This is a genomic window from Vibrio sp. KUL78 (assembly GCF_059725505.1).
The window spans coordinates 1,804,870-1,821,962 of sequence record NZ_AP045837.1; the positions used below are offsets into that span (position 1 = coordinate 1,804,870).

Annotated in this window: 12 protein-coding genes and 1 pseudogene; 8 read left to right on the forward strand and 5 right to left on the reverse strand. The window is 45.1% G+C overall.

What is annotated here, in order from left to right:
- Positions 1-66: 66 nt before the first annotated feature.
- Together AC6I8Y_RS08410 and AC6I8Y_RS08415 are read left to right on the forward strand one after the other, a co-directional pair.
- Positions 67-1,974, forward strand: a complete 1,908-nt coding sequence (locus AC6I8Y_RS08410) for an alkaline phosphatase D family protein (protein ID WP_498019892.1) — start codon at positions 67-69, stop codon at positions 1,972-1,974.
- 72 nt (positions 1,975-2,046) lie between these two features.
- Complete coding sequence (locus tag AC6I8Y_RS08415) at positions 2,047-2,496, forward strand: tellurite resistance TerB family protein (protein WP_042472910.1); 450 nt, start codon at positions 2,047-2,049, stop codon at positions 2,494-2,496.
- A 49-nt stretch (positions 2,497-2,545) separates the two neighbouring features.
- Here the strand turns inward: AC6I8Y_RS08415 and AC6I8Y_RS08420 are convergent, their stop codons facing one another.
- Complete coding sequence (locus AC6I8Y_RS08420) at positions 2,546-3,076, reverse strand: 3'-5' exonuclease (RefSeq protein ID WP_234495981.1); 531 nt, start codon at positions 3,074-3,076, stop codon at positions 2,546-2,548.
- A gap of 88 nt (positions 3,077-3,164) precedes the next feature.
- Positions 3,165-4,700 (reverse strand): sensor domain-containing diguanylate cyclase, encoded by a 1,536-nt coding sequence (locus AC6I8Y_RS08425; RefSeq protein ID WP_394154154.1) that lies wholly within the window; start codon positions 4,698-4,700, stop codon positions 3,165-3,167.
- Between the two features lie 324 nt (positions 4,701-5,024).
- Between AC6I8Y_RS08425 and AC6I8Y_RS08430 the strand changes: the two genes are divergently transcribed.
- From AC6I8Y_RS08430 to AC6I8Y_RS08450, 5 genes and pseudogenes are all read left to right on the forward strand, one after another.
- Positions 5,025-5,657, forward strand: a complete 633-nt coding sequence (locus tag AC6I8Y_RS08430) for a DUF2760 domain-containing protein (protein ID WP_042472908.1) — start codon at positions 5,025-5,027, stop codon at positions 5,655-5,657.
- Positions 5,657-7,519, forward strand: coding sequence for an Hsp70 family protein (locus AC6I8Y_RS08435; protein WP_498019893.1), 1,863 nt, complete (start codon positions 5,657-5,659; stop codon positions 7,517-7,519). Before AC6I8Y_RS08430 ends, AC6I8Y_RS08435 begins: the two co-directional genes overlap by 1 nt.
- A gap of 83 nt (positions 7,520-7,602) precedes the next feature.
- Positions 7,603-10,400: pseudogene (locus AC6I8Y_RS08440) on the forward strand (Hsp70 family protein).
- Between the two features lie 128 nt (positions 10,401-10,528).
- Positions 10,529-10,693, forward strand: a complete 165-nt coding sequence (locus AC6I8Y_RS08445; protein ID WP_234495978.1) for a hypothetical protein — start codon at positions 10,529-10,531, stop codon at positions 10,691-10,693.
- 119 nt (positions 10,694-10,812) lie between these two features.
- A complete protein-coding gene (locus tag AC6I8Y_RS08450; protein WP_498019894.1) occupies positions 10,813-11,580 on the forward strand; it encodes a hypothetical protein in 768 nt (255 codons plus the stop codon).
- A gap of 208 nt (positions 11,581-11,788) precedes the next feature.
- Here the strand turns inward: AC6I8Y_RS08450 and AC6I8Y_RS08455 are convergent, their stop codons facing one another.
- The 3 genes from AC6I8Y_RS08455 to AC6I8Y_RS08465 all read right to left on the reverse strand — a co-directional run bounded on the left by AC6I8Y_RS08455 (position 11,789) and on the right by AC6I8Y_RS08465 (position 15,756).
- On the reverse strand, positions 11,789-13,552 hold the full coding sequence (locus tag AC6I8Y_RS08455; protein ID WP_498019895.1) for a phospholipase D family protein: 1,764 nt from the start codon (positions 13,550-13,552) through the stop codon (positions 11,789-11,791).
- A 73-nt stretch (positions 13,553-13,625) separates the two neighbouring features.
- A complete protein-coding gene (locus AC6I8Y_RS08460; protein WP_498019896.1) occupies positions 13,626-14,681 on the reverse strand; it encodes a DUF2955 domain-containing protein in 1,056 nt (351 codons plus the stop codon).
- Positions 14,671-15,756 carry an HlyD family secretion protein gene (locus AC6I8Y_RS08465; RefSeq protein WP_498021467.1) on the reverse strand — a complete coding sequence of 362 codons (1,086 nt, stop codon included), beginning with the start codon at positions 15,754-15,756 and terminating at the stop codon, positions 14,671-14,673. Before AC6I8Y_RS08465 ends, AC6I8Y_RS08460 begins: the two co-directional genes overlap by 11 nt.
- A gap of 283 nt (positions 15,757-16,039) precedes the next feature.
- On the opposite strand from AC6I8Y_RS08465, the gene AC6I8Y_RS08470 reads away from it, so the two are divergent.
- Positions 16,040-17,062, forward strand: a complete 1,023-nt coding sequence (locus tag AC6I8Y_RS08470; RefSeq protein WP_498019897.1) for a helix-turn-helix domain-containing protein — start codon at positions 16,040-16,042, stop codon at positions 17,060-17,062.
- Positions 17,063-17,093 lie beyond the last annotated feature (31 nt).

A 17,093-nucleotide genomic window follows, 5' to 3' on the forward strand; every position in this document is an offset into this window, starting at 1 on the left:
TGAGGAAGCTGTACTCGACAAAAGTGCATAGCCGCAAATAGAAAACAAAAGGTAACAAGGATAGTCATGACGACACTACCCCATCTTCTTGCAGGTCCAGTTCTTCGCCGAACAAACAAACGTGAGCTGACACTTTGGTTTGCGACGTCAGTTTCACCGCAGTCTTTGTCTGTTTCTGTATCTGGTGAGTTCGGTAAGCATTCCTACTCGATACCTGAGTCTCAGATATTGCAGCTTAGTCCTAAGCTTTGGATAGTCCAATTCTATTTACAACACTCTTTTGAAACGCACGAGAAGCTTCACTACGACATCGTCGACTTGGCATCAAATCGTTCCGTTCTCCCCAAGAATATGTTTTATGCCGATAACCAACGCGTCGATGTTCAACTCACGGACACCGCAGACTATATCATTCATGGCTCCTGTAGAAACCCACACCACCCAAGTCCAGATAGTCTTGCAAAGTTAGACGAGCGCATTGAAAGTAAAGTAAAAGACGGTCAATTGACTGATCGTCCCGATATCCTGCTACTCACTGGTGATCAAATATACGCTGACCACATCGCCGGGCCGACTCTTCAGTGTATTCATAAAGTCATTAAGCTTCTGGAATTACCTAACGAAGAATTTCTCCAAAGCTCGCTTGCAGACAGTTCGTTGCTTCACAGTGGCGAAGTTGGACTTTATGAAAGAGATAAACTCTTACCTAAGTATCAGGATACCAGTAGTCGACTCAAGAACTTATTAAACTCACAACAAACCGCCATTTTCAGTTCACGAGAATGTGATAACCATTTGGTTACTCTGTCTGAGTTCATCGCAATGTACCTTCTTACTTGGTCCCCAGAGTTATGGCATCTCGTTGGTTTCGAAAAGTTAAGCGCCAATGACATCAGCCCCTCGCATCGCGAACAGTGGCTATCAGAGCAACAAGCACTAGAGGGGTTCGTCGCCGATTTATCAAAGGTTCGACGACTACTTGCTCATGTTCCTACTTACATGATTTTCGACGACCATGACGTCACGGATGATTGGAACCTAACGGTTGGCTGGGAAAAAGCCGCGTACGAAAATGCTTTCTCTAAGCGAATCATAGGTAATGCTTTAGTGAGTTATCTGATTTTCCAAGCTTGGGGAAATCATCCAGAACAGATGCATTCCGACTGGAAACAAGAATTAATCACCTTATTCCCAAACAATCCGGTTAGCGAGGCAATGCTGGATAACGATCAGCATGATGAATTGATACAGCAGCTTCTAAGATACGAAAAATGGCACTACACCTTAGAAAGCCACCCAAAAGTGATCGTTCTTGACACCCGTACTCGGCGCTGGCGCTCCGAGTCTAAGATGAACAAACCGTCAGGGCTTATGGATTGGGAGGCGATGGTTGAGTTTCAACAAGAGTTGATTGGGTTTGACTCTGTCGTTGTCGTTTCTCCAGCCCCAATGTTTGGTGTGAAATTTATTGAGACGCTACAAGCTATGGCGACCAAGCTTGGCAATCCACTGATCATTGATGCTGAGAACTGGATGGCGCACCCAGGAAGTGCCAACACATTGCTGTCGATTTTTACTCACAGTAAAACGCCCGAGAATTTTGTCATTCTGTCTGGCGATGTGCACTATTCATTCGTCTATGACGTAAAGCTCAGATTCAAACAAACTGATTCTCATATCTATCAGATTACATGCAGTGGTATCAAGAGCGAGTTCCCAGAACCCCTACTGACAATCTGTGACACCCTAGATAAATGGCTATATACGCCACGCTCTCCGCTCAACTGGTTTACTAAACGTAAACGCTTAAAGATATTTAAGCGTAAGCCAGAGCCAAGTGACCACAATCGATTAGTGAATAAGTCTGGTGTTGGCTTGGTGAAGCTTGACCCTTTCGGCAAACCTGCTTACGTCGCCGTACTTCATGGGGATGGCTCAGAAACGGTATTTCCTGAAACTAATTCAGAAGATTAGACTCTAACTACTTGTGATCTCGCACACGTAGCACTATGTAGTTAAGTAACACCGTTAAAAGTAGGTACGCCAATGTTCAACTCAATTACTTCTTTATTTAAACAGCTTATTGAAGGGGATGATCTGTCCAAAGCTCAGGGTGTCAGCCCCAACCTCGCTATCGCTTCCTTGCTGTGCGAAGTCTCTAAGGCTGACTATCAAGTAGATGCAGAGGAAGAAAAAGCGAAGCGTCAGTTGGTAGTACGTATGCTCGGCTTGACGGATGCCGAAGCCGTCACCCTGCTCGACCAAGCTCAAGAGCAAGCCCAAAACTCGGCGTCACTTTATGATTTTACCTCTAGCTTAAGAGAGCTTAGCCAAGAACGACGTTTTGAATTGATTAAAGCGATGTGGGAAGTGGCTAATGCAGACGGTGTGATTGATCCGTTGGAGGATTCAGTTATCAGAAAAGTTGCGGAGCTGCTTTATGTTGACCATAGCGAGTTCATACGCGCCAAAATACAGGTTGTCGATAAAGACTAAGATTTTAATGATTAGCCTCTTCTGCAAAGCTAGGACGAGGCTAACAAAATTAAAGCATCGTCAGAGCAAGCTTGGCGAGATTATAGGCATCAACGTATCCTGAATGCTGACGCCCCTCCCACTCAATTCCTTTCTGCTCTTGAGCGGCCTTATGACCTATACGCTTGTCTTTTAGTCGGTTTTGAATGCGGTACAACGTGGCTAAGTTAACAAACTCCTTGAAAGGCATTTCAATCCCTTTAGCTTCACACTCAAGACGCAAAATATCATCATCGCGTCCCCAAGAAGCATAGATCTTATTGGGACCACCAAAGTTCTTAACCATTGACTGTATCACTGACTCAAGTGGTCGCCCTTGTTTCTCAACTTTTCTCGGGGTAATACCTGTCAGCTCTGTGCAGAACAACGATACTTCATCTTTCTCGGGTTTTACATAGTACTGAGCACGCTTTACGACTTCTTGCTTCACCAAATCGATCTCAGCCAAGCCAACTTCGATGATTTCACCTGTAGTACCAACGCCATCGACGTTCCAGCAACACATTTCAAGATCAAAACAAACGACTCGGTTATAATTCATAGCGACTTAGTAAACAGTAATTAACACCGCGAAATTGTAGCGTATTCAAAACAAAAGCTCGACAGGCACATTACCGATCGCTCTTTATTCAAGCAACATTGGCTCGATTTCTACCATTAGCCTTACTAATGTACAGCTGCTCGTCTGCCCTATTGAGCAACTGTTCGATAGTTTCACCACGATAGACGGCAGCTCCAATACTTAACGTACAAGTAAAAGATGGGTCGATTGAAGGCCACGTAAGCTGAGAAGCTTCGACGCAGATATCTGCAATATAGCTTTGTAGAGTCGTATAATCGATGCATCGACTGATAACCGCAAACTCATCGCCGCCTAAACGGAATAACATGTCATCCGGATACAGCTTATCTTTGATATACGCTGCAACCTGCATAAGTATCTCGTCACCCGCTACATGACCATATTTGTCATTGATTCCTTTAAACTGATCGACATCGATAATCACCAGTGAGAACGGCTTGTTACAAGAGACGTGGTAGTCAGTCAAGCGATTGAATGCGCGTCGGTTATAGACCTCTGTTAACGGGTCTCGCTCTACAAGGTATTGAAGATCTCTCGTACGGCGGTTTACAATCACCGCGAGTCTGCGCTGCTCTCTAAGCATCAGATAAACAACGTAAGCAAGCAACAGTGAAATCAACAAACCACCCGTCATCACGAAGAAAAGAATTAACTTGTCGTTCTTTGAAATTCCAGCATCGTGTTTAAACTGAATACGCCACTGACGATCGTAAAGGTCGATGATGACATCTTTTGAAGGTTCATCCAACGCATCCCAAAGGCTGTTTTGATAGAGTATCGGGTCATCCTCTGCGTCAAATCCAAGATCAACAACGCGAATCCCTACCTCTTTACCTATTGCTGTACGACTAACAATCTGCTCAAAATATACTGTGATTCTGATTACCCCAATCACGACACCACGCAGTGATCGTGTGCCGGCATCAAATACCGGTACATAAACTAACATCCCCTCTTTGGGCAAAGAGCGATCGAATCCATCCTGGAGTAGTCGGATCTTGTCCGAGAGACTTGGCTCTCCGGTCTCCATAGTATTTCTTATAACGCGACGAACACGCTCTCGGGAAGAGTAATAACCTAAAGCTCTGAGATTCGACTCGTTGACGGGATAGACATCACTCGCTACATAGATAGGTTCATCATTTTCTAGTATGTAACCCTCAACACGTGGTTGATCTTTGGGAACGGTATACACTTGATAACTAGGAAAGCGCTCTCGCACTCGTTTGATATGAGTGTCTAGCTGCTCTGGATAGACCTTTTTCATCCATTGCATAGCAATGAGACTTTTTGAACTGTCTACCAAAGGCTCCGCGAAACTCGAGAAATTATCCCACGCACTGGGTTGGGTCGCATGATAAAAGCTAGCTCCTGCTCCTATAAAGCTTACATCGAGCATGACGAGCTCTTTTATATTTTCGGTTTGATTCTCCGTTAAAAATTCAAAATTTGAGTCGGCTAGCTGTTTTTGTCCTCCATAGACGATATGTGTAATAAATGCGGTAAGCACAACGCCAAATACGAATACCAAAACGGCATATCGCTTAACACCACGATCCTTTTGATTTAAGCCTGTAACCATTTTTTGTCCTGACTGACTACTAAAGTGCCAGCTTTCTCATTTGTGAAACTGATATATAACTAACGTATTATTTGCATTGATAATTTTAATTTTTAATGGTAGCAAAATCGATTCTACACACACTCAAATTATCAAGAAGTTACAGTTTCAATTAATGAAACACAGATCACTTTAAATTAGCAAAACACCATCATCTGCTGATTTATCCACCGAAAAACTCACTTTGTAATGACAAAGCTGCGAAAGCATCGCGCTAAGAGCCTTGATTATGCTAGACTTCGCCCCAAAATTAACTACTAATGACTGACACATAGAGAAACCCCTATGAACTTCGACCTAAATGTTATCCCAACGACTTTCGACATGCTGCACGCTGGCCTAGCCGCTTCAAGCGTCCTACTACTCGCTATTGCTGTGTCTCGTAAGAGCAAAGTTGTCGAGAAAGTGGTAGAAAAGCCAGTAGAGAAGATTGTCGAGGTTGAAAAGCCAGTAGAAAAAATCGTAGAAATTGAAAAAGTCGTAGAAGTCGAAAAAGTGGTAGAGAAAGTTGTGGAAGTAGAATCCAAACTTGCAACCGCTTCAACCGATTCTGCGATGCAGTTACTTTCGCTGATGCAACAAGAAGCACGTATGGTCGACTTCCTTCAAGAAGACCTAACATCATTCTCAGATGAAGAAGTTGGCGCTGCGGCACGTGTGGTTCACTCTGGTGGTAAAAAGGTTATCACTGAGTACTTCGAGCTATCTCCGATTCGCAATGAAGAAGAAGAGACTCGCATTTCAATCGAAGAAGGCTTCGACCCTCAGTCTGTGCGTCTGACCGGCAATGTCACGGGCAATGCACCATTCAATGGTACGCTTGTCCATAAAGGCTGGAAGGCAGATAAAGTCACTCTGCCTAAGCTTTCTGAGAACTACAACGCATCAATCATCGCACCTGCAGAGGTGGAGCTATAATGGAACCTTCAGTGCAAACTCAAGACCAAACTATTGCAAAATACAGTGTAGGTATCGACCTCGGTACGACACACTGTGTTATGTCGTTTATCGACACTCAAAACGAAGACGCTCAAGTTGAAGTCGTCGCCATTCCTCAGCTAACCGCCCCAGGGACAGTTGAGTCATATAAACAGCTTGGCTCGTTCTTGTATCAACCACATGAACACGAGATGGGTCACGGCTCTCGCACGCTGCCTTGGACGAGCGAGCCAAAAGCATTGGTTGGTGCAGTAGCACGTAACCTTGGCTCAAAAACACCTATTCGCTTGGTAGCAAGCGCTAAATCTTGGCTATGCCATGGTGGTGTGAACCGTCGTGATAGTTTTCTGCCACAAGGTAGCCCTGAAGAAGTGAGCAAAGTGTCACCTCTTCGAGCAACAGAACTCTATCTAGAGCACCTGAAAGATGCATGGAATCACATGCATCCAGATAATGCTCTAGAACAGCAAGATGTGACCATCACGGTACCAGCATCATTTGATCCTGCAGCTCGCGATCTAACAGCAGAAGCGGCACGCAATGTTGGTCTTGCGCACCTTACTCTCTTGGAAGAGCCACAAGCTGCACTTTATAGCTGGATTGATAACAGTAACGATAAATGGCGTGATGAAGTCAACGTCGGTGATGTTGTTTTGGTTGTCGATGTAGGTGGTGGTACTACCGACTTGTCTCTTGTTGCCGTTACCGAAGAAGACGGTAACTTAAACTTAGAACGAGTAGCGGTTGGTGAGCATATTCTTCTTGGTGGCGACAACATGGACCTTGCGCTTGCGTATCGTCTTAAGATGAAGCTCGCGCAAGATGGTAAAGAACTTCAACCATGGCAAGTACAGGCGATGACACACGCTTGTCGTGACGCAAAAGAAGCGCTGCTCAATGATGCTGAACTTCAAGCTGTACCAATTGTTGTTCCAAGCCGTGGTTCTAAGCTACTCGGCGCGACATTAAAAACTGAATTGACTCAGCAAGAAGTGCAACAAACTCTGGTTGACGGCTTCTTCCCACAGGTAGGTGTTCAAGAGCATCCTGTACAACGTGCTCGGGGTGCACTGACTCAAATGGGTCTACCCTACGCTCAAGATGCCGCGATTACTCGTCACATTGCCGCGTTTTTAAGCCGTCAAAGTAACGCGACCGAGAACGCATTTGCAGGTATTCCAGGAATGGAAGCTGCACCCGAGTTTGTCAAACCAACAGCATTGCTGTTTAACGGTGGTGTACTGAAGTCTAAGCTACTCTCTGATCGCCTGTTCAATACGATTAACAGCTGGTTAGAATCAGCCAATGCAGAAAAAGCGAAAATGCTTTCAGGCCTCGATCTTGACCTTGCGGTTGCGAGCGGTGCAGCCTATTACGGAAGCGTACGTCGCGGCCAAGGCGTTCGTATTCGCGGTGGTATCGCGTCTAGCTACTATATCGGTATCGAGAGCGCTATGCCTGCGATCCCAGGCATGGCTCCTCCAATGGAAGCTCTATGCGTGGCTCCTTTTGGCATGGAAGAAGGCAGCAGCGTGCAGGTACCGAGCCAAGAGTTTGGTTTAGTCATCGGTCAGCCTGTTCACTTCCAATTCTTTGGTTCGACAACTCGCCGCGAAGACGAAGCAGGTGTCCACCTAGATTACTGGAGACCAGAAGAACTTGAAGAACTGCCAGAGATTCAAGTGACTCTGCCAGTATCTGAAGGGCGCAATATTGGAGACGTTGTTCCAGTGACGCTATCATCACGTGTAACTGAGCTCGGTACTCTCTATCTTGAGGCAATCGCTTCAGACAACGGTCAAAAATGGCACGTTGAGTTCGACGTTCGCGAAGACGCTTAATAATAACTATGATGAAACGGCACGCTATGTGCCGTTTTTTATCTCCACTCTCTCCCTTTTCAAAACCCTAACTGGAGCGTGTCATGGCATCCGCACAATATTTGGTCGGCATCGATTTAGGGACAACCAACACGGTTGTTGCATACTGTGAAATTCAAGACGACCTTTCTAACTCCCCTGTTGAACTCTTTGAAATAGACCAGCTTGTTGGTCCGGGCGAAGTAGTAAGGAAACCGCTCTTGCCGTCCTTCCGCTATCATGCTGCGCAGCAACAAGTTTCGGATTCCGATCTGACACTCCCGTGGGAAAACGAACCAGTTAAAGGGGACATCCAAAACCTAATCATTGGTGAATGGGCGCGAGAGCTAGGTGCAAAAGTAGAGGGTCGTCAGGTCTCTAGTGCAAAAAGTTGGTTGTCACACACTGCCGTGGATCGTGAAGACGACATCCTTCCTTGGGCAGGTGCTCAAGATGTTGAAAAAGTCTCTCCCGTTATCGCAAGTGCAAGTTATCTCAATCATATCCGTCAGGCGTGGAACCATAGACACCATTACAACAAGCTTGAAGACCAAGACGTCGTAATCACAGTACCCGCTTCGTTTGATGAAACAGCTCGAAAACTCACACTTCAAGCGGCAAAGCTTGCCGGCCTTCCAAAAGTTCACTTACTGGAAGAGCCTCAAGCAGTTTGCTACGACTGGTATGCTCGACACAAAGAAACAGCGTCACAAGAGCTTTCGCAAGTGCCATTGATTTTAGTCTGTGATGTAGGTGGTGGTACTACTGACCTCAGTTTAATCGAAGCAAAACACGACGACGAAGAGCTAGTGCTGAACCGTATCGGCGTGGGTGAGCACTTAATGCTAGGTGGCGACAACCTCGATTTGGCGCTCGCCCATATGGCTGAGCAACGATTCAATGAGTCGAAGAAACTGAACGCTGCCAGTCTCACTAAACTTATTCAGCAAACCAGAAAAGCAAAAGAAGCACTGCTGTCTGAAGGTGCACCATCAGAAATGAAAATTACTATGCTTGGTAGTGGTTCGCGACTGATTGGCGGCACCAAAAGCATCGCGCTCAGTAAGTCCGAAGTTCACCAGATTGCGCTCGAAGGTTTCTTCCCTCAAACCGAATTCGGAGAGTTGCCAGATAAGAAGCGTAGCGCAGTCGTGGAGTTCGGCTTGCCGTATGTCTCCGATCCAGCCGTTAGCAAACATGTCTCCGAGTTCCTGCATTTACATCAAGAAGTGTCTAAAGAAGCATTAAACGATGGTTCAGAGCCAGCGATCCCTGTGGGTCTCCTGCTCAATGGCGGTGTCTTCAATAGTGAACTCGTCACACGCCGTATCGTTGATATCGTAGAGAACTGGAAAGGATCTCCTATTTCACTGCTCTCCAACCCACATCCGGATTGGTCAGTGGCTCTTGGAGCCGTGGCCTTTGCCAAAGCACGCCGTGGGGCTCAATTAAAGATTGGTGGTGGCAGTGCGCGCTCCTACTTCCTTCATCTGCAAGAAAAGAACAAGCTTGGCCAAGCACTATGTTTACTATCAAAAGGTACGGAAGAAGGACAAGAGATTCGACTTACAGGCCGTCGCTTCGCACTTACTTTAGGTGAACCTGTCCGATTCAATCTACTGACTTCGACGCATGATTACTTTGGTGAGCATCAAAAGGTTCAGAATGGCTTGATGACCCATATCGACCCGGATCAGTTCAACCCGCTACCACCTTACATCAGTACGTTACAAGGTAACGAAAAACAACTCAACGCTAACCAAAAAGAGCGTGTTGAAGTGCAACTCGCGTGTCAGTTAACGGAAGTCGGGACACTAAAGATCGAAGTGTAAGCGTCGAGGATGAGCAGCAGCGATGGGAGTTAGAGTTTGAGGTTAGGAATCAACAAGCCCAAGAAGAAACCATTCAAGCTCATCCTGGTCTAGAGCCCAGTAAAGAGCTTATCTCACGCCTATACAGTGGTAATAAGAATAGTGCCGACAGTAAAGAGATTAAGATTCTCGCGAAGTCGCTAGAAAAGAGCTTAGGCAAAAAAGATGAGTGGGATTTTCACACCCTTCGCTCACTCGTCGACAGCTTTTCATTAGGCCGCAAACGTCGCCGTCGCTCGGAGCAGCATGAAAAGAACTGGCTTCGACTTACTGGTTTCTGTATGCGTCCGGGGTTTGGTGACGCAACTGACTCTTGGAGAATGGAACAAATATGGGGTTTGTATCAGCAAGGCATCCAATTCCAAAATGCTCAAGGCTGGAGTGAGTGGTGGACATTTTGGCGTCGCGTGTCCGGAGGACTGAACGAAGAACAGCAAGAGGTTATCCTAGGTGACATTGCTAAGTACCTTCACCCAGGAGCGATGAAGAATGCTAAGACGTTCCAAGGTGCCAAGGATAAGGGTTACGAGGCAATGGTTAGGCTGTCAGCAAGCTTAGAAAACCTCTACGTTGACGACAAAGTTCTGCTAGCGACTTGGTACTTAAGCAAAGCGATTAATCAGTCTCAATTCGAACAAGCGCACTGGTGGGCTCTTGGCCGTCTTGCATCACGAACACCGCTTTATGGTAGCCAACATAACGTGATAGCTCGAGAGCAGGTCGAGCAATGGCTGCCAAAACTTCTTGAGCAAAACTGGATTAAAGAGCCAATGGCGGCGTTTGCTTGCGTTCTTATGTGCCGCAAGACAGGAGATCGTTCATTAGACGTTTCTGATGATTATCGGACACAAGTTATGGACAAGTTGAAGACCTCAAAGGCACCTACTAACTGGCTCGAACTAGTATCCGAGGTGAAAGAGCTTTCAGAATCCGACTCGAAAAAGCTATTCGGTGATGCCTTGCCTGCTGGGTTACATTTGTTGAAGGATTAATCGATTCTATAGCTTTGCTTCGTTAGTTGGCATTTTAAGGTAAGTAATAACCTTTATTCCAAGCTAATTTCTTAAATAGCAGTTAGATTTCTCACGAAATACTATTTATAAATTGCGCGGAGAAGCCAATGAAGAGCAGAGTTATAGAGTTCCAACCTCTTGGTATTGGCGATTGGATACGAGTTGAGGTGACCCCAGAAGTTGCCGAAGTCCTGGCTAAAGAATACACAGAATACGGCTGGCCGGTGAGGGTTTACAGTTACATATTTAATGGAAAGAAAAACGAGCTCTGAGCTCGTTTTTTTATGCCTCCACCAATTCCTACTCTTTAATGGATAATCTATCCTTTAAGTTAACCTGCTGATTCAGTGAACTTTTCGATATCGAAACTTGCTTGAGTAAAGGAATTACGATGAAGGCCAAGTATCTATACCCTATCCTACTATCTAGTATTATCTGCCCTCCCTTGTCTGCTAACGACAGGGCAAGTAGTGACGATGAATGGGAGTTTCTTTTGGTATTCCCAATGATTTGGACTCCCAGTATCTCTGGCACCGCGGGTGACGCAGATGGTCGTGCCGATATCGACATCCCTTTCTCAAATATCGTTAAGAACTTGAATTTTGGCATCATGGGAGATTTTTACGCGCAAAAGAATAAGTGGTTATTCGGTTTCAGAACCAATTATCTTCACATCAAGAGCGATACATCATCTACCTATAGTCCTAATACCCCGTTTATACCCGATATCACCGCTAATATAGATGTAGACGCGACCATGTCATTAAACGATTTGTTTGGAGGATATGAAGTGGCTGGCGGCTTAGTGCTCTTAACTGGCGTTAGACACACCTACAGTCGTTTTAACGTTGGAGTCAATATCAATGGTACACCCATTGCCCCCATCAAGTCCTCTGGTCATCAGTTTGATTGGTTAGTCGGTCTCAAATACGCGCATTGGTTTAATCAAGACTGGGGCCTAAGCCTGACGGTAGACAGCAGTATTGCTGGTGACAACGATGTGAACCGAGGTATAAACCTTGCTGGCATGTACCGTTTAAGTGAGTTGAATAATATTTGGTTTGGATATCGCTACTTAAACATTCAAAATGATTCGGGCACTACACAAGTGGATGTCACTCAGCAGGGCCCGATGGTAGGTTGGGCGTTTAGTTTTTAAAACCGTACATATCTCAGTCTAGTTTGTAAATGCGTGGCCAAATCAATATGTAGCCAGAGCGTTTCGATATCTTGGACTCTAAAGTGGACAATCATGTTTATCTCCATCGTTGTATGGTTTTTGAACATACAGGTTCTGATAGGTCTCTGTTTGCCAAAACACGCCACAACGATGGATAAGTAGTGAAATAAATTAAACAGCAACGAATTTAGAACTGATATTTAAGCCCTGTAGACTCTAATAGCTCATAGATTTCTCGTTGACTATCCGATGTTCGCCCTTTTGTCCCACCTACTTCGCGCAGTTTATTTCGCATTGAAATCCATTCTTCGCTTCCCCATCGAAGAGAGTCTTGTTTAAGAAGCTCAAACTGCTGATTGAGATCATTGATAATCTCATCGCCAGTCAAGAAAAAACCCACTTCGTTGTTGTACAGCAGAGAGCGAAAATCGAGGTTTGTCGTCCCTACGAATGCACTGTCGTCGATGATAAGAAATTTAGCGTGTAGTTTTCCATAAAATTGGTCACCACCGAGTAATACAGAGTCTGGCTTACCCAGTTGATAGAACTTTATCCTTGGATGATTAATCGCCGTTTGCCAAGCTTCTGAGTTCAAGAAAGACGCGTTCAGTTCGTTATTCGTTAAGTCATCTTCAAGCCAAGTTTTTTTAAGCTCATCGTCATACATGATAAGCGTTGGCACAGTGTGCATGTCTATAACTGCTTGAGTGAAGAAATTGTCGCTTGTCAGTACTGAGTTAGTGATGATTTCAATGTTTCGCTCAGGATCTTGCTCCAACCATCGAAGCGCAGTGTTTAGATCTCTGTCAATGACACCTTCATCTTTTAAAAGCTCTGACTGTAAAAAGAGATACGGCGACACCACTTTAATCGTTTTTAAACTGGTGTCGGTATAAGCGGCTTTTGCCAATATTCCACTAATAGAGTTCGCATTAGCGCTTTTATTCGTGCTGTAGCGCTCAACAACATCATCCGCGTTTAGGTTATCCAGTTCATGAGCAAACTTCGTATCTGATGTTCGATACCCTTCTTGGACAAAGCTAGACACCGAGCTGTAGGCTTGGTTGAACTCCGAGTTGGATTTCAATTGTGCATAGGCTTGTAGCAATAGCTCACGATCTCGGTTGTAAGATGACCAAGTATCGAGCTTCTTATTGCCTGGTTTAGTAAACAAAACCGTGAAGTAGTATTCACTCAAGCGACTTGGACTTTCGTTGACTTTGGCATCCGATAAAGGTCTGAGCATAATTTCGATATCGCGGAATGCTGAGAGATCCTTCTCGCCATCGCTATTGATCCCATAATAATGCAGTGACATGTTGCGGCCACCGGTAATCACATAAGCATCTTCGTTATAAAACCCATCAACGATAAAAAGCTTGTCATGTGAACGATGGTTCCAACGAGAATCGCCCTCAGTTAATGCGTTAAATATTACCGCTTGTACTCGGGCTTTCTGGTTTGTCTTCATCCCTGCTCTATCTAGGATATAGCCTGCATCCTCTTCACATTGCATTAAGCCTTTTAAGTTTCCATTATTCAGACTATATGAACCTAAACTGTCCACCATGATGCGAACATCTACGCCACGCTCTACCGCTTTACACAATGCACCAAGCGTCGCCTTACCCGCTAAATCGTCAGCAAAAATGTAATACGTCATATCAATAGTGTGTTTAGCGTTTTCAATCAGATAGATTTTCGTTGCTAAGCTCTGTATAGCATCCTTTTGCTCAGTACCTAACACTTTAACTTTGGCGGGCTGCACTGGTAATAGACTTTCGGAGGCAAGCTTCAGATAGTCTTGATCTAGCTCATCAGAATCACGCCAACGTCGAGACTCCATAAGCTCTGATGTCCACGCGTCATTTGAGGTAACGGGCGGGTGAGCATTGGAGGCACAACCTCCAATGATGAATAATGAAATTGCGACTGAAATCCCTTTCCACATATCATTTTCCTGAGTTTGATTTTAGAAGGTCAAATATGACCTGAATTATCTATCTATTACCAAATGACAAAACCTAGGTCTTGGTCATCTGGCCTTTAAATTCCAGTATTTTCCACTGCCTAGTCTCGATAAAGAAGGCAGCAACGACCATGTAAACAGCGACTAGTGCGAGCAAACCCAAACGTATCCACATTTTTTCATCGATGACGCCAGAGCTCATGAGCGTGGTACCAATCAATACAAGAGCCGTATTGAGGGCTGTCGCGTAAATCGGCGCTTTTGCTGACTCTGTGTACATTTTGGTGCCTAACGTGATCGCCAATAAAGCGATGAACAATGTATAGAAGGCAATATTAGGCACTAAGGCTAAAACCCCAAATACGACAATCGCAATCACGCCACCAATCGCGTTACTGATAAGAAGAAAAGCACTCAGTTTTACCGACTTTTCACCTGTGATCATCAGGGAAAGCAGCGCGATAAAAATCATCGATAACAAGGCTTCGGAGATTTGAAAAATAAAAAACACACTAACCACTGGAAACGCGATAATCAAAGCGCGCAGCGCAGAGAACCATCGAAATTCATCCGATAGTGACACCGCTTGATAACTGGCGTGCTGCTCTTCTCGCTCAGGTAAGTAAATGTGGAGTAGAGCAAAAATGCCGACGGAAATAGCCCCAGATAAGCTCAGTCCTATGGCGAGAAAGATGGTTGTCCCAGTACTTTGAATAGCCATAAATGGCAGCATTAAAGTAGACATTAAAAGGATGGTTGCGAACAAGTTCCACTTTGGATCTAAGAACAAGAAGTAACCGATCATCATCAAACCGGCGACACTCGCTAACATAGGCACTGGATACTGCGAAAAACCAAGACTTAGTGCCACGCCAATCGCCACAGTGACGATCATTGCTAGTAGCAACTCATAAACGATATCGACATGAAGTACCCGTTTTTCAAACAAGAACTTCGCCGTGAAAATCGGCGCTACAAAAGCAAGTGGCCAATCTATCCAAGCAGCCAGAAATGTAGCGAGTGCAACACCGAGTGTGAAACGCAATATCCGCGTTTGAACCGCTGCTGGCAATACCTTCGTTGCTTGGCCGCTCAGTATTTTACCTGACATACGACATCCAACTTACAACTCGAATCCAAAGCTTTCCTAACAAATTGAACACTGTGCTGTCATCTGTATATACGACGACATCTGCTTGCCCGCCAATTCTTAATAGCCCAGTGGTATCCGCTGTATCAAACTCAATACTAACCGGCAGCATCTGCGTTTGTCGTAACCAACCTGTTTGATTATTAGCTTGAGCTAGCTTGCCTGCCTGGTTGCTCTGCCCCCAGTCAACGCCCCAGTCAACACTAGATATCGTCCCCTTCACCACTTTACCGGGAGCAAAATCCAGAGCGATCTCAACTTCATTACCTGGCTGAATGTTACCCAAGCTGTTTTCTCGAAAATATGCCTCAATCCAAATACTGTCAGTCGAGACAAATGTCATGATGGGCTGACCCGCACTCGCGTAAAAGCCTTCTGACAGGCTGAAGTTTGAGACACCACCATTGGTTGGCGCGCGAACAACGGTACGCTCGAGATCCAATTGCGCTTTTTCTAAAGCCAACAGTGCCGCTTTGATCTGGCTATTCTCTTCACCTTCTGCACCAAGCTGCTTGTTCGCGCGATCTAGGTCGGCTTGTGCGTTTGCTACATTTGCACGCGCAGTGGCAAGGCTAGCACGTGCTTTATCTGCCTCAGATACTGACACTACGCCCTTCTCTGCAAGACCTAAAACGCGCCTTGTTTGTAGCTCGACGTTATCACGTTCAACGGTCGCACTCGTCAACCTCGCTTGAGCGGATGCTATGCTTGCCGTTTGTGCACCTACGTTTTGTCCGGCAATCTCAAGATCTTGCTCTGCTTTTTTTACCGCTATTTGGTAATCAACGGGGTTGAGACTAACAAGTACATCGCCTTCAGAAACAAGTTGGTTTGGTTGAACCTGTATATCAATAACCTGACCCGATACCTGAGGTTTTACCGGAACCACATATCCTTGAACACGAGCATTGTCAGTTGACGGTATGATGCGATCAGATGCAATACTTAACCCAAGGCTGGCTAGGATTAGCACTATCAATCCGTTGGTGACTTTTTTAACCTTGTTTTGTTTTGCATCAGCTTGCTGCCTATCCATTTCGGCTTGCTCTGCACTCTCGTCTGATTTTTTTTCTAATTCTGTTTTGTCGCTCATTACACAGCCCTTGTTTACAACTCTGAGACTTAGACCCTTTTAGGTATAGACTATATCGCTAGTAATTTAAAATTAATTGCTTTAAAAATTAGTAGATTAGCGACGTAAACCATAAGTAGATGAACACTTCTCATCCAGTGATAAGGGTATATTAGTCGTTCGCCAAAAGTTGCCATTTCACGCCAAAATACTAATCTAAGATAACAACCACTGATAAAGCTAAACCATGTCAAGCAATCCAGAACCCATGACGAGCCTGATTAAGTCAGGTTATGCTCGAATATTACTCGAGCTATTTCGTGAATATAACGAAGACCCACACAAAGCGATTCGTGACTCAGGCTTACCCCCTGACTTATTTGAGCTCGACCAAGAGTTTTTGCCTCAAGAACCCGTGAAGCGTTTGTTGTATCTACTTGGCAATCAGCTGGGGATGAATAACTTTGGTGAACTCATCAGAACAGCCATCAAACAGAAGGCCTTGCCAAGACTTCTTGGTGAATTTGCGGAGTGTGAGACAGTTAGAGAAGCGCTAGAATGCTCGCGTGATGTTTTCGCCTTCGACTCAACAAATGTACGCGTCGGCCTAGAAACTACGCACGGTCGAACATGGTATTGGTGCAAACGAGATTATGATGCCTCGCAGCCTTTCGTTTGGTCGGAGGTATGGGCGGTAGTTTATGCGATAGAAATGATTAGGGCATTAACGAAAACCAACTGGACACCAAAACAACTTAAGGTCCAGCATGATGAAATCGAGCTATATAAGGCAATAATCGGTAATTCTACTCAATACTTCGTGAGTAACGAGCGAATTGAGTGGCTAATCGAAGATGAGATTCTAGAACAACGACCAATAATATCGTCGAATGACTCTGCTCCGAAAGCACCACTAGTTACATGGCATGCTAACTTTACCGACCAAGTGTTTACAGCCCTTATGCCCTATGTCAGGGAGCATAACCTCACACTGGACAACGCTGCTAAACTACTAAAGATGTCGCCTAGGACTTTGCAAAGACGTTTAAACGAAGAACGCACCAACTTCCGGCACATAAAAGACAATCTTGTGTTTACTGTCGCTGTAGAGATGATGGGAGAAGACCTATCGCTCACTCATATTGCAAGCCAACTTGGCTTTTCTGATATATCTCACTTTTCTAGATCTTTTAAACGTATCAGCGGTCTAACCCCAAAACTCTATCAACGCACGATTCTAAGCCTTAACAGCAACCACAGGTCTCCATAACCTCTTACTAGCCTGAGGTTATGGAGTTCGA